Source organism: Fructilactobacillus fructivorans (genome assembly GCF_001434095.1).
GTDB lineage: Bacteria > Bacillota > Bacilli > Lactobacillales > Lactobacillaceae > Fructilactobacillus > Fructilactobacillus fructivorans.
Genome location: NZ_AZDS01000003.1, coordinates 46,177 through 60,008, shown reverse-complemented (window position 1 = coordinate 60,008; position 13,832 = coordinate 46,177). Strand labels below are relative to the sequence as shown.

Annotated in this window: 11 protein-coding genes; 4 read left to right on the top strand and 7 right to left on the bottom strand. The window is 39.4% G+C overall.

What is annotated here, in order from left to right; translation table 11 throughout:
- Positions 1-35: 35 nt before the first annotated feature.
- From secA to FC73_RS03745, 4 genes are all read right to left on the bottom strand, one after another.
- Positions 36-2,402: a preprotein translocase subunit SecA gene (secA, locus tag FC73_RS03760; RefSeq protein ID WP_010021828.1), complete on the bottom strand. Its 2,367-nt coding sequence runs from the start codon at positions 2,400-2,402 to the stop codon at positions 36-38.
- Between the two features lie 137 nt (positions 2,403-2,539).
- A complete protein-coding gene (gene hpf, locus FC73_RS03755; protein WP_010021826.1) occupies positions 2,540-3,073 on the bottom strand; it encodes a ribosome hibernation-promoting factor, HPF/YfiA family in 534 nt (177 codons plus the stop codon).
- An 88-nt stretch (positions 3,074-3,161) separates the two neighbouring features.
- Positions 3,162-3,758 carry a ComF family protein gene (locus FC73_RS03750; protein ID WP_147299365.1) on the bottom strand — a complete coding sequence of 199 codons (597 nt, stop codon included), beginning with the start codon at positions 3,756-3,758 and terminating at the stop codon, positions 3,162-3,164.
- Between the two features lie 81 nt (positions 3,759-3,839).
- Positions 3,840-5,180 carry an ATP-dependent helicase ComFA gene (locus FC73_RS03745; protein WP_010021824.1) on the bottom strand — a complete coding sequence of 447 codons (1,341 nt, stop codon included), beginning with the start codon at positions 5,178-5,180 and terminating at the stop codon, positions 3,840-3,842.
- A 45-nt stretch (positions 5,181-5,225) separates the two neighbouring features.
- Here FC73_RS03745 and FC73_RS03740 point away from each other — a divergent pair, with 45 nt between their 5' ends.
- Positions 5,226-5,876, top strand: a complete 651-nt coding sequence (locus FC73_RS03740; RefSeq protein ID WP_010021822.1) for a YigZ family protein — start codon at positions 5,226-5,228, stop codon at positions 5,874-5,876.
- A 7-nt stretch (positions 5,877-5,883) separates the two neighbouring features.
- On the opposite strand, the gene FC73_RS03735 is transcribed toward FC73_RS03740, so the two are convergent.
- Complete coding sequence (locus FC73_RS03735) at positions 5,884-7,038, bottom strand: glycosyltransferase family 4 protein (protein ID WP_081454150.1); 1,155 nt, start codon at positions 7,036-7,038, stop codon at positions 5,884-5,886.
- A 200-nt stretch (positions 7,039-7,238) separates the two neighbouring features.
- Between FC73_RS03735 and FC73_RS03730 the strand changes: the two genes are divergently transcribed.
- From FC73_RS03730 to ade, 3 genes are all read left to right on the top strand, one after another.
- The gene (locus tag FC73_RS03730; RefSeq protein ID WP_010021819.1) at positions 7,239-7,661 is read left to right on the top strand and encodes a CidA/LrgA family protein; all 423 of its coding nucleotides are present in this window, start codon (positions 7,239-7,241) and stop codon (positions 7,659-7,661) included.
- 6 nt (positions 7,662-7,667) lie between these two features.
- Positions 7,668-8,405: an antiholin-like protein LrgB gene (lrgB, locus tag FC73_RS03725; protein WP_010021818.1), complete on the top strand. Its 738-nt coding sequence runs from the start codon at positions 7,668-7,670 to the stop codon at positions 8,403-8,405.
- Positions 8,406-8,489: 84 nt separating this feature from the next.
- Positions 8,490-10,163 (top strand): adenine deaminase, encoded by a 1,674-nt coding sequence (ade, locus tag FC73_RS03720; RefSeq protein WP_010021817.1) that lies wholly within the window; start codon positions 8,490-8,492, stop codon positions 10,161-10,163.
- Positions 10,164-10,214: 51 nt separating this feature from the next.
- Here ade and FC73_RS03715 read toward each other — a convergent pair whose 3' ends face one another.
- Entirely contained in the window at positions 10,215-12,050 is a 1,836-nt protein-coding gene (locus FC73_RS03715) for an APC family permease (RefSeq protein WP_010021815.1), read from the bottom strand.
- 151 nt (positions 12,051-12,201) lie between these two features.
- Entirely contained in the window at positions 12,202-13,827 is a 1,626-nt protein-coding gene (groL, locus tag FC73_RS03710) for a chaperonin GroEL (RefSeq protein WP_010021813.1), read from the bottom strand.
- Positions 13,828-13,832: the final 5 nt, after the last annotated feature.

Genomic DNA, 13,832 nt, shown 5'->3' with positions numbered 1-13,832 from the left:
AAAAACGGAGACCACTAGAGTCCTCCGCTTTAAAACTATCTTTCCATGTTTTGTCTAATTTCAGCCTTCATGAACAATCTGGTTACGTCATAATCAATGTCTGAAACCATTTCTTCAAACATTCTAAATCCTTCTCGTTGATATTCAACCAACGGATTTAACTGACCGTATCCACGAAGTCCAATTGATTCTCGCAACTGGTCCATTGAATCAATGTGATCAGTCCAGTGAGAATCAACCACTCGAAGAACAACCACTTTTTCAAATTCCAACATTTGATCGGGATCTTGAAGTTCCTGCTCCTTGTTCTTGTATTCAGTGTTAACCAATCCTAATAAGTAATCCTTAATTTGATCACTAGATTTACCCTTCAAATCATCAATACTAATCTGATCGGGACTTACCAGTGAATTAATAGCGAAGTCAAGAATGGTCTGTAGATCCCACTTCTTTTGATCACCCTGGGTGTGCAAGTCAACGATTCGGTTAACCGTTCGTTTAATCATTGGCATAATAACCCATTTCAGTGACTTATTCTCGTCAATTACCTGACTACGTTCACCATAGATCACATCACGTTGTTGTCTCATAACATCATCGTACTTTAAAACGTTCTTTCGGGAATCATAGTTATTACCTTCAACTCGCTTTTGCGCCGACTCAACTTGTTTAGTGATCATGTGACTTCTGATTACCGCATCATCACCTTCAACCTTCATCGAATCAAGGATATTTTTAACCTTGTCTGAACCGAAACGACGCATCAGATCATCCTCAAGCGAGAGGTAGAATTGTGAATAGCCAGGATCTCCTTGTCTTCCGGAACGACCCCGAAGCTGATTATCAATCCTTCGTGATTCATGTCGTTCGGTACCAATCACAGCTAATCCACCGAGCTTAACAACCCCAGGTCCAAGCTTAATGTCGGTTCCACGACCAGCCATGTTGGTCGCAATTGTAACGGCTCCCTTTTGACCCGCATTAGCAACGATATCCGCTTCTTTAGCATGATTCTTTGCATTCAAAACCACGTGTGGAATGTGTTCTTCATCAAGTCGTTTTGACAAATATTCAGAAGTTTCCACCGCAACGGTTCCAATTAGGATTGGTTGACCACATTTGTGTAAACTCTTAATCTTATCAACCACAGCGTCAAACTTTGATTCCAAACTAGGGTACAAAACATCGGGTTCGTCGATTCTAACCACTGGTTTGTTAGTTGGAACCGCAATAACGTCCATGTTGTAGATTTCTCTGAATTCATCTTGTTCAGTCTTGGCAGTTCCCGTCATTCCGGCTAATTTGTTGTATTGTCTAAACAAGTTCTGGTAAGTGATGTTTGCCATCGTCTTACTTTCTTCTTGAATCGTAACGCCCTCTTTAGCTTCAAGGGCTTGGTGCAGTCCATCTGAGAAACGACGGCCCTCCATGATTCTTCCAGTAAACGAATCAACAATTAAGACCTCATCGTTTGAAACCACGTAGTCTTTATCTTTCTCCATTACATAATTAGCTCGTAAAGCTTGATCCAAATGGTGGGTCAAAGCCGTATTGCCAGTGTCATAAAGATTATTCAAATTGAAATACTTCTCAGCCTTTTCAATTCCAACGTCTTTAAGGGAAACGGTCTTCGTTTCAAGGTCAACCTTGAAATCCGTCTTAGGATTTAGCGTCTTGGCAAACTTGTCAGCCTGCATGTACAACTTATTGGATCCACGAGCTTCACCAGAAATAATCAATGGGGTTCTAGCTTCATCAATCAAGATTGAATCAACTTCATCAACAATCGCAAAGTTCAGTGGTCGTTGAACCCGATCTTCTTTGTAAACCACCATGTTATCTCTTAAGTAGTCAAATCCAATTTCACTATTAGTTGAATAAGTAATGTCACTGTTATAAGCGGCCCGCTTTTCTTCGGGGTTCTTATCAGCTGAGTTTACCCCAACACTCAAACCGAGCCAGTTATACAACTGACCCATTTCGGTTGCATCACGTTGTGATAAATATTCATTAACGGTAACAACATGAACACCCTTTCCTGAAAGAGCATTCAAATAAACTGGCATGGTAGCAGTTAGCGTCTTACCTTCACCAGTCTTCATTTCAGCAATGTTTCCCTCATGAAGAACAATTCCACCCATAATTTGTACTCTAAATGGGTTTAATCCAAGCACCCGTCTAGCACCTTCACGTGCTACCGCAAAGGCTTCTGGTAACAGGTCGTCTAAACTTTCTCCATTTTGGTAACGTTGCTTAAATTCTGGTGTTTTAGCTTGTAATTCTTTATCATCTAATTTTCGATACTGTTCTGAGTATGAGCTGACTTTATCGGCGAGCTTACCTAATCGTTTGAGTTCGCTTTTATCACTTTCAACCCATTTCTTTAAAAGGTTTGTTGCCATTGATTAATTTCTCCTCTAGTGTCTAAACCGCTTTTGTTGCTCGAATTCTTAGTCCATTTTCTCATTTTAACATTTTATCAAATCAATTAAAAACTCACCACAAAAAACAGAAATATCTCATTTCTGCTTCTTTCTATCTATCGATCCGTTTTAATTAATCCATAATCACCATCGTGGCGACGATAAACGATGTCAGTCCGATCATCACTAACGTCAATGTAAACAAAAAAGTCATGGCCAATTAAATTCATTTGAATAATGGCTTCCTCAGCTGTCATCTTTTGTAAGGGAATCCGTTTCTTCCTAACAATTTTAGATTCAGTTAGCTGACTCTTAGGATCCTTAAATGCCAAATTCTTGCCATGTTCGGTCAATTCTTCATTGACCTTCGACCCATATATATCAATCTGTTGCTTAATATCATGAATAGCGATATCGATGCTTTTATGAGTATCGTTCGAATTTCCCTCCCCGCGCAATAAAAAGTTTGGAAGCACAATTGTGATGTCCGCTTTTATTCGTTCGTTTGAGTAGTTCATCAGGTCAACATGAGCAGTACCCTGAATGTTCATGTTGAACCGTTCGTCAATTGTTTTAATGTGTTGATTAATGTAATCACGTAGATCACTGGTGATTTCAACGTCATCACCTCTTAGTTTAGTTTCAAGCATCTTGGTCTCTCCTACGTTTAGCGTCAAATATATCAAACGAACCCTCTATCATTATTATAAATTTTAATCTATTAAATAACAATTAATACTAACGCGCAAACGTAATGCTTGAGACGTTCTTAGCTCCAAATGAATATAAAAGGTCCGATGCTAAATGTAAAGTAGTCCCAGTAGTATAGACATCGTCAATTAGACAAATTGACCGATTTTTAAGGCGCTGCTTCCAATCATTTCGAACTGAAAAAGGCTGTTTTAATTGCATTCGTTCCCGTTTGTTTTTCCTAGACTGCGGTAGTCCATCCCGTGATTCAGCTTCTAGCACCTTTTGATAAGACAGCCCTTCTAACCATCCCTCAACCTGATTAAACTTTCTCACCGCGAGCGTCTTCTCACTGATTGGGATGGGAACAATCAACACTCCAGTTGCATGCGCCAAAATAAAGCTTTGAAACTGCTTTTGAAATAATTTTCGTAGCTCATAATCTCCCTGAAATTTATACCGACCCATGTATTCCTGCACCGTAGCATACGGGAATAGTGCCCGATTAGATAATTGTGGCTCATGCCTAGTTTGCCAAATTTGGCAATCTTCACATAATCGTGGCTGCTTCTGCTTTCTACCACAACCTGGGCATGCCGTCGTTTGATCAATGGGTGAAAAAAGTTGTCGACACTTTTCACACATAAGAACCGCAACATAGGCTTAAAACTCAGGATAAAAGAAACACTTAGCTCTTGACTGATTGTTTGCTTACACCATAAGCATTCATTTGCCATCCTTTAATTGCATCCCCTTTCGATTCATAATCGTAATTTCTGATTGAGCTCTTCTAATTCTCCCAGAATAACTCCCAACGAAAAAATCCACGTTTCCAGTGGGTCTCGTTTTCTTTCGCCCCACTCTTCCAGCAATTTGAACTAATGAAGACGTGGAAAAGACCGGGTCGTCCGCTCCAAGGACCATGACATCAATATCAGGGAAGGTCACACCACGCTCCAAAATGGTGGTGGTAATTAAGAATAAAACATCGTGATCTCGCATGGCCTGAACTTTCGCCATTCGTTCACTATCAGCCGAATAAACACAGTCCCAGACCTTTTTCCCACTCAGTTCCTTCTGTAGGATCTGATCAATCACCGCTAAGTCTTTGATTTGGGGAACAAATAACGAAAACCTTCTTCCAATGGCAATGTTATGCTGACACATTTTAATCAAAATCTTAGGTAATTTCTTTTTAGTTAGTTTCATCCGCCAATTCCTTGAAAGATGAACCTTAATCTGTGGCAAAAGATGACCATGAAAACGCAACGGCAAATAACTAACATCCCCATGTTCTTTAATCACTTTTTCCCTTAGTTTTATTCCCGGCGTGGCACTTAACATGATAGTCTGACCATCACGCTTTCGGGCATGAGTAACCGCAAATTTAAGGTTGACATTTGCAACAAAGGGAAAGGCATCGACTTCATCAATTATTAATAGATCAAAGGCGTGAAAGAAACGCATCAACTGATGAGTGGTACAGATTGTTAGTTGACAATATCGATATTGTTCCTTACTTTTACCATGCAATAAAACCATATCTAGATTAGAAAAGGCTGCCTGTAAGCGGGGATATAGTTCAGAACATACGTCAACTCTGGGAGATGCAATCGCGATTCGTTTTTGATGCTTAATTGCCCACTTTAAGACTGGGAATAGCATCTCCGTCTTCCCAGCTCCAGTCACAGCCCACAATAAATGGTTCCGCTGATGTTGAACGGATGTAATGATTTTACTAGCACAATCCCTTTGAAAGGAAGTCAGGTTACCCTTCCAGGTCAGGATTTCCGATGGAATCATAAAATCATTCGTCTCGGGCACGGTTACTAACTTCATGCTGGTATCAATTCTTCCCATTTCAATACAATTCGGGCAATAAAAAATCTCATTAGGAAGCTTACACTTCGTCTTTTCACAATTAAAACCACATCGGTTACAATGAATACTAGTTTTATTAACCACTACTGCTGAAGTAAATTCAAGTAACGGATCATTTAGAAGTAAGGGATCAACTAAAACATCGGGAATGAATCTTCCCATTAAGTCTGTTCGATTTTTAATCATCAGTATCCCTCCTCAATCTAAAATACGCAGAATAGGAATATCGCAATGAAAAATTCTTTTCTAACCATCAAACAAGTTGACAGTAACGAGCTCGTCATCAAAAAATCAAAATTCATCGCTCACGTCGATCGGGTCACGACCGAAGCTGAAGCTCAACAATTTATTACCAAGATTAAAGATCAAAATAAAAAGGCCACTCATAACTGTTTTGCATACGTCGTGGGTGCCACTGACAGTATTCAACGTGAAAGTGATAACGGTGAACCCAGTGGTACCGCTGGAGTGCCAATTCTTGATGCCATTAAGAATATGAACCTTCATAATACTGCCGTGGTGGTAACAAGGTACTTTGGAGGCATCAAACTGGGCGCCGGTGGATTAATTCGCGCATACAGTAACTCGGCCTCAGATGTCATGGAAAAAAGTGGCATTAGTCAGATGACACTGAAAACCGGGATCACCGTTTCCGTATCTTATAAGTTAAACGAACAATTGCAATACTTTCTTAAGCAAAATGGATTACAGGTTTACAAAACTAATTATGGAACTGATGTCCAAGTTGAAACGGCCGTTATTAGTGACTCCGTTTCAAAATTTGAGAACCAGATCACCAATTTACTTGCAGGTGACGTTCAATTCAAAATTGGTCAGGAATCATACTTCGAAAGTCCATATCATACAAAGAAAAAGGAGTAACCACGGGTTACTCCTTTTTCTTGTTTTGTTTGGCTTTCTTTTTAGCCTTCATTTTAGTGACTTCAATTTCATGATTTGATTTACTGGTAGTTCCAGTAACAACCCGCTTAATCAGATTTAGCAACGGTTGTCGATTTTTCCCGACTAACCCAATGGCTTCAACAAAAAGCTCGATCCCGATCAAGGTTGCTACGGTTAGTAAGATCGAACCCCAGAAACTTGACAATGGATACAGTAGGGAAATAAACGCAAAAATTAACGCAATTCCATAGATCACTAGCACCGTTTGGCGATGGGTTAAACCGATCTGCATTAACCGATGGTGTAAGTGATGTTTGTCAGCATGAGAAATCGGTTGTTTGTTAAGTAACCGTCGTAAGATTGCGTAGGCCGTATCCGAAATGGGAACACCTAAAATAACCACGGGAATAATAACGGAGATAAAGGTCGCATTTTTTAATCCCTGTAACGAAAACACCGAAATCATAAATCCAATTAGCAGTGATCCCGTATCACCCAGATAAATTCTGGCTGGGAAAAAGTTGTACGGCAAAAACCCTAAACAAGCGGCCGCAAAGGTAAAGATCATAATGGAAACATAAATGTTATCGACGTTCAAGAAAAATAATGCAATGATCCCCATCGTGGTTAGCGCAATAATTGCCACTCCTGTTGCCAGACCGTCGAGACCATCAATTAAATTAATCGAATTAGTAATGCCTAGGATCCAAATCCAGGTCAAGGGTAGGCTCAACCATCCTAACTGGATGTTACCTAATACTGGGAGCGTAACCGAGCTTACCTGAATTCCCGCAAAAATGTAAACCCACAACGCTGCTAACGAAATTCCAATGACCTTTTGTCTTGGTTTTAAGACAAAAATATCATCGATAATTCCCGTCATGACGATAATTAATTCTCCACCAAGAATCCCCCACAGCTTACTCGACGGAATTTGATTGCGTAAAAACACGCAAGTTGTAATGGTGTAAGCAATCAAAATCGCCAAACCACCTAAAGTTGGCATTGGAATCTTGTTGACACGTCTCTTATTCGGTTTATCGATGGCGCCAATCTTGAATGCTAAAATCCTGATAAACGGGGTTAAGACCGCTGACATAATGGTCGTCGCAAACAAACAGACGAATATTTCAAATTTCAATTGACAACGCCTTTCCCAATTAATTTATCTTCAATTATACAAATGGAAAATAATAAACACAAGGTTCCCTTCAACAATTTAATGATAATTAAATCTAATGATCCAATTTAAAATTTTAGTTTGTTTTTTAATTAATTTCATATATGATATTAAATATAGAAATAGATAAATTCATCACATACTTTTGAAAGGAGTAAAACATGAACAACAAAAAAGAAACAACCAAGAAGGCCGCTCCACTGCTCACCCAACTTGGAATCTTTGGAGTCATTTTATTCGTGTCAAGTTTAATTTCAGCACTCTTTCCAGCCAACTTTCCGGTTCCCACTCCAGTAATTGGATTAGTCATCTTGTACCTTCTACTTACTTTTAAAATCATTAAACCAGAACAGGTAGAGAAAGTGGGTTCCTTTTTCATTGGCATTCTAGGATTCCTGTTTGTCCCCTCTGGAATTCAACTCGCCGCCTCACTAGACATCATGAAACATTCGGGAGTGAAATTAGTGATTATGATCATCATCTCAACGGTTGTCATGCTAGTCTCAGTAGCATTAGTTGCTACATTTCTCATCTGGGCCCGTAATAAAATTTTCGGTAAAAAAGAAGATCTTGATAAGGAGTAAAACCATATGCAAGCTGAATTATTAAAATTTTTAGGTAATCCAATGTTTGGAATTGCTCTGTCGTTGGTAGTTTACCTAATTGGATCATTTTTATTTAAAAAGTTTAACGGATTTTTCCTTTTTCAACCGTTATTCGTTGGGATGGTACTAGGAATCTTTGTCCTATGGTTAATGAGCAAAGCCACCGGTGTGAATGTCACCTGGATCTACACCAACCTCTACAAGCCAGGTGGTGACATTATTTTTTGGTTCCTCTTCCCAACTACAATTGCCTTCGCGGTTCCTTTGTTCAAACGAAATGACATTGTGAAGAAATATTGGTTTGAAATCATTTTATCGTTAATCATTGGTCTAACTATTTCCGTTATCATCATGTACTTTATATCCAAATTAATTGGATTGAACAAATCAGAAATTGCGTCCATGCTTCCCCAAGCAGCTACTACTGCTGTAGCAATGCCAATTGCTCAAGGAATTCATGGAGTGCCGGCAATTACCGCCATGGCATGTATCCTAAACGCTGTCATCATTTATGCACTGGGTGATTGGATCATCAAACTATTCCACCTTAAGAATCCCATTGGAATTGGACTAGGACTTGGAACTGCGGGACATACGATGGGTTCAGCCAAAGCCTTAGAACTCGGTGAGGTTCAGGGATCCATGGCTGCAATCGCGGTGGTAATCATCTCGGTAGTAGTGGACATTATCGTTCCATTGTTTGCTAATATTGTTCATCTGTAAAATAAAAGTATAAAATATCCTTAATTGTTAGATGTAATTAAACTAAGAATTAGGGATATTTTTTTACCTTGGGAGGAAAAGCTGATGGCTGAATATGATATCAAAATTATCAATGGTAAGGTTTTAGATCCAGATCGTATGAAGTTTATTGTTAAAGATTTATTTATCAATAATGGTAAATTGGTTAGTTTTGATCAAGTTAGCAACTTGCATCCTAAAACAACAATTGATGCAACTGGGAAGGCGATTGTCCCCGGCTACATTGACTCTCACGTCCACATTGAGAGTTCGTTAGTGACTCCGAGTGAATTGGGTAAGCTATTATTAAAACATGGCGTAACCACCATTTTTGCAGATCCACACGAAATTGCGAACGTCATCGGTAAGGATGGGATTAAGTACATGATTACCGATAGTAGAAAAACACCCTTAGACATCTTCTACATGTTGCCATCCAGTGTTCCGTGTGTCCCATTTGACCATAATGGCGCCACTCTTACCGCTAACTCCTTACACGAATTTTACCAATATCAGGAGGTAAAGGGACTAGCCGAGGTAATGGATTATCCCGCTGTTGCTAGTGGTGAAAATGATATTATGGCTAAAATTAAAGATGCCAAGAAACATCATCTAAGTGTTGACGGTCACACCGCTGGATTTAACGATCAACAATTAGCCGTCTATGAGAAAGCCGGAATTCAAACCGATCACGAAAGTACCACTTCGCAGGAAATTAAGGAGCGACTTAGACATGGCTTTAAGATCTTTTTACGTGAAGGAACGGTCGAACGCGATCTAAAAAGTACGCTGCCCGCCATGAAGGGAGAAGATCCCGTCAATTTCTCCTTTTGTACTGATGATAAGTTGATTTCGGATTTAGTTGACGAAGGAAGCATTGATGACAACATTCAGCTAGCTTTAGGAGCGGGCGTTAAACCAGAATTAGTCTACACCATGGCCACCCTTAACGCTGCTAAAGCCCATCAGTTAAGACAAGTGGGAAAACTCCAACCAGGATTTAAGGCCGATCTTAATATTTTGAACGATGTTAACAATCCAACCCCCGTTCAAGTAATTAAAAACGGTCAGATTGTCACCGAAAATCATAGTCATCCTACGCCCTTTACAGAAAATACCGTTCATGTCCAATTTAAATCTAACAAACTCCGTTTACCTCTAACTACTGGTAAGGCCCACGTTCTTGGCATCAAACCTAATCACATCGATACAAAACACCTAATTTTAAATATCCCTCCTACTGATAACTTTCAAAGTGACCCGAGTCAAGATATTTTAAAAATCGTGGTAGTTGAGCGTCACCACAACTTAGGTACCGTTGGAGTTGGCTTAGTCCAAGGATTTAAAATTAAACATGGTGCAATCGCAACCACCATTGCTCACGATGATCACAATATCGTAGCCGTTGGAACGAGTGATCATGACATTGAACAAGCTATCAATAACTTAATCACTGCTGGTGGTGGAATTTCAGTTGTAAACAAGCAACAAACGTTGAGCACCCTTGCGCTTCCCGTGGCTGGACTGATGTCAGATAAGGATTATCGAACGGTTGCTAAGGAAACCAAACAAATTTATCGCGATTATAAACAAATTGCCGCTCCAATTGATTTCGATCCATTCATTACCCTGTCCTTTTTAACGTTACCCGTTATTCCAACTCTTAAAATGACCGATCAAGGACTGTATGACTTTAACCAACAACAATTTATTAACGTTAATGCTTCTTCTCATATGTGAACTAAACAAAAAAATCAGGCTACCTTCGCGGGTAGCCTGATTTTTGTTTAATTACTCACTCAAATGATAGTTGTAAGTCGATACAATAATATCTTGACGTGAATTTAACGCAGTTCTCAATCGAACAGCAGTCTGGTTATGAAGAACCTGTTGCCAGTAGTGTTTTGGCACAAATTGAGGAACCAAAACCGTGGTTGTATAATTACGATCTTCATCCTGCTTAGCAATTACATCACAGAATCTCAGTACTGGATCAACCACTGAACGGTACGAAGTATGAATATCAACAAATCGAATGTCTGGATACTCTTCTTTGAATTTCGTAGAAATCTTCTCTTCTTTTTGTGGATTATCAGCGAACGAAACATGCATTGCAATTACGTTATCACCAATAGAACGCGCATAATTGATTGCTTGTCTAGTAACTTGAGTAACGTTTCCAACTAGCACAATTACCGTTGAACCGGCGTACGTATGATTCTCGTAATTAGGATCAGTTGAGATCCGAAGTTGTTCCGCAATTCGTTGATAGTGAAGATGAATCTTGTAAAACATCAAGAGAAGTAATGGCATGATGATCAAGTATGGCCATACGTTTGCAAAGTGAAGTGCAAACAGGAAGACCACCAGCATAACCGAGATAAAGGCTCCAATGAAGTTAATCACGGCCTTCATTGGCCACCAACCCTCTTTGTTTCTGAACCAATGAACGATCATTCCGGATTGAGATAATGTAAATGGAACGAACACACCAACGGCATAAAGTGGAATTAAGAGGTTGGTCTTACCCTTAAAGAGCACGATCAAAACGATGGCACCCAATGCCAATGAAATAATTCCATTTGAATAGCCTAATCGGTCACCCTTATCTAGGTAAGCATGAGGCAGGTATTTATCCTTAGCCATGTTGTAGGCCAGGATTGGGAAGGCTGAAAAACCGGTGTTAGCAGCAACGGCCAAGATTAATGCGGTTGCCAACTGAAGTAAGTAATACATGATTCCGTGACCAAAGACATTCGTACCAATCTGCGAAAGGACGGTGTCTTTGGCGTTAGGAATAACTCCCATGTAATAACTCAGGAAGGTAATCCCGGCAAAGAAGATTCCTAAAATAATGGCCATAATTCCTAACGTATTAGCAGCATTCTTTCGCTTAGGTTGCTTAAAGTTAGGAACCGCATTACTGATCGCTTCAACTCCGGTTAACGATGCTGATCCAGATGAGAACGCCTTGAAGAATAGAACTAGGGTCATTCCCTTAACTGAAGCATTTAATGGTGCATAAGCATGATAAGTAATTTTATTAGTTAAAATATTGTAAGCACCGACAATGATTAAAATGATAATCATCACGATGAATAAGTACACTGGAATAACCAGGAAAGATGCAGAATCATGCATTCCCCGCAGATTCAAAATCATGATAAACACAACAATTAAGATGGCAATTGGAATCTGATAATTGTACAACGCAGGAATGGCTGAAGTAATCGCTTCAGTTCCTGATGTAGTTGAAACCGCAACCGTCAGCATGTAATCAACTAGTAGTGAGCCACCTGCCACTAAACCAGCTGTATCACCCCAGTTAGTTCTAGCAACTACATATGCTCCTCCACCTGAAGGATAAGCATAAATGATCTGTCGATAAGACAATGTGATAGCGGCTAACAGAACTAATACTAGTAGTGCAACCCACATTTGATACATCAAAGCTGCAGTTGATAAAGTAATTAAAACTGCAGTGATCTGTTCAGTACCATAAGCAACTGATGACAAAGCATCCGATGATAATAAGGCTAAGCCTTTGAACTTAGTAAGAGACTGACCAGAGCCTTCCGTTGTTTTAAGCGGACGTCCAATAATTAGTCTTTTTAAATACCGCCACATTTAATCCATACTCCTTTAATATGTCATATTTAACTTAATAAATCCTTAATTTTAAAGTCAAATGCAATTGTACTACATTAACCTAGATAATTCATCATAATTGAGAATAAAAAAAGAGTCCGTATGGACTCTTTTTTTAATCAAACTTTGATTACATCATTCCACCCATTCCAGGTTGTTGTGGAGCGGCTGGTTGATCATTATCATTTTTTGGTTGTTCGGCAACAACGGCTTCAGTAGTCAATAGAAGAGCTGAAACAGATGCAGCGTTTTGAAGTGCTGAACGACTTACCTTAGTTGGGTCAACAACTCCAGCATTGATCATGTCTTCGTACTTACCAGTTAAAGCGTTGTAACCAACTCCTGGTTTTTCATCTTTCAAGTGATCAACGATAACTGAACCATCGACACCAGCATTTTCAGCAATCTGTCTTACAGGAGCTTCAAGTGCTTTAACAACGATGTTGATTCCAGTTGCTTCGTCACCTTCAGCAGGGATCTTAGCAACGTCCTTTAAGATGTTGACATATGCAGTACCACCGCCAGGAACAAATCCTTCTTCAACGGCAGCTCTCGTAGCATTTAGAGCATCTTCAATTCTGTATTTACGTTCTTTAAGTTCGGTTTCAGTAGCTGCACCAACTTTGATAACAGCAACTCCACCTGCCAACTTAGCCAAACGTTCCTTCAACTTGTCACGGTCAAAGTCAGAATCAGTGGCATCAATTTGTTGTTTGATTTCATCGATTCGTTTGTCGATTGCTTCTTTGCTACCCTTACCTTCAACAATAGTAGTGTTGTCTTTAGTAACGTTAACTTTGTTAGCTTGACCTAATTGATCAATAGTGGTGTCTTTTAGATCTAAACCAAGATCAGAAGTAATTACAGTACCACCAGTCAAAGTAGCAATATCTTGTAATTGTTCCTTACGACGGTCGCCAAAGCCAGGAGCTTTAACAGCAACTACGTTAAATGTTCCACGCATTTTGTTCAAAACTAAGGTTGGAAGTGCTTCACCACCAATGTCATCAGCAATGATCAATAGTGAACGACCTTGTTGAACGACTGATTGAAGTAATGGCAAAATGTCTTGGATATTATTAATTTTCTTGTCAGTAATTAGAATGTAGGGATTATCTAAGTTAGCTTCCATTTTTTCTTGGTCGGTAACCATGTATTGTGACATGTATCCACGATCAAATTCCATTCCTTCAACAACGTCTAGACTAGTGTCAACACCACGTGATTCTTCAATGGTAATAACACCATCATTACCAACTTTTTCCATTGCGTCGGCAATCAAGTTACCAACTTTTTCATTGGCAGATGAAATTGAAGCGATTTGAGCAATATCGTCCTTGCTAGTTACTTGATGGCTCATCTTGTGAAGACTGTCAACGGCTGTTCTAGTAGCTTTTTCAATTCCTTGACGAACACCAACTGGGTTTGCACCGGCGGTAACGTTCTTCATACCTTCCTTGACAATTGCTTGAGCAAGAACAGTAGCAGTAGTAGTACCATCACCAGCAACATCATTAGTCTTTGAAGCAACTTCAGATACTAATTTTGCACCCATGTTTTCAAAGTGATCTGGAAGGTCAATTGATTTAGCAATTGTAACACCATCATTTGTAATGGTTGGATCTCCAGCTTTTTCTTCTAGAACAACGTTACGTCCCTTAGGACCCATCGTTGTTTTTACAGTGTCAGCTAATTTGTCAACACCATTTAACATTGAATTTCTAGCATTTTCAGAAAATTTAATCTCTTTAGCCATGATTA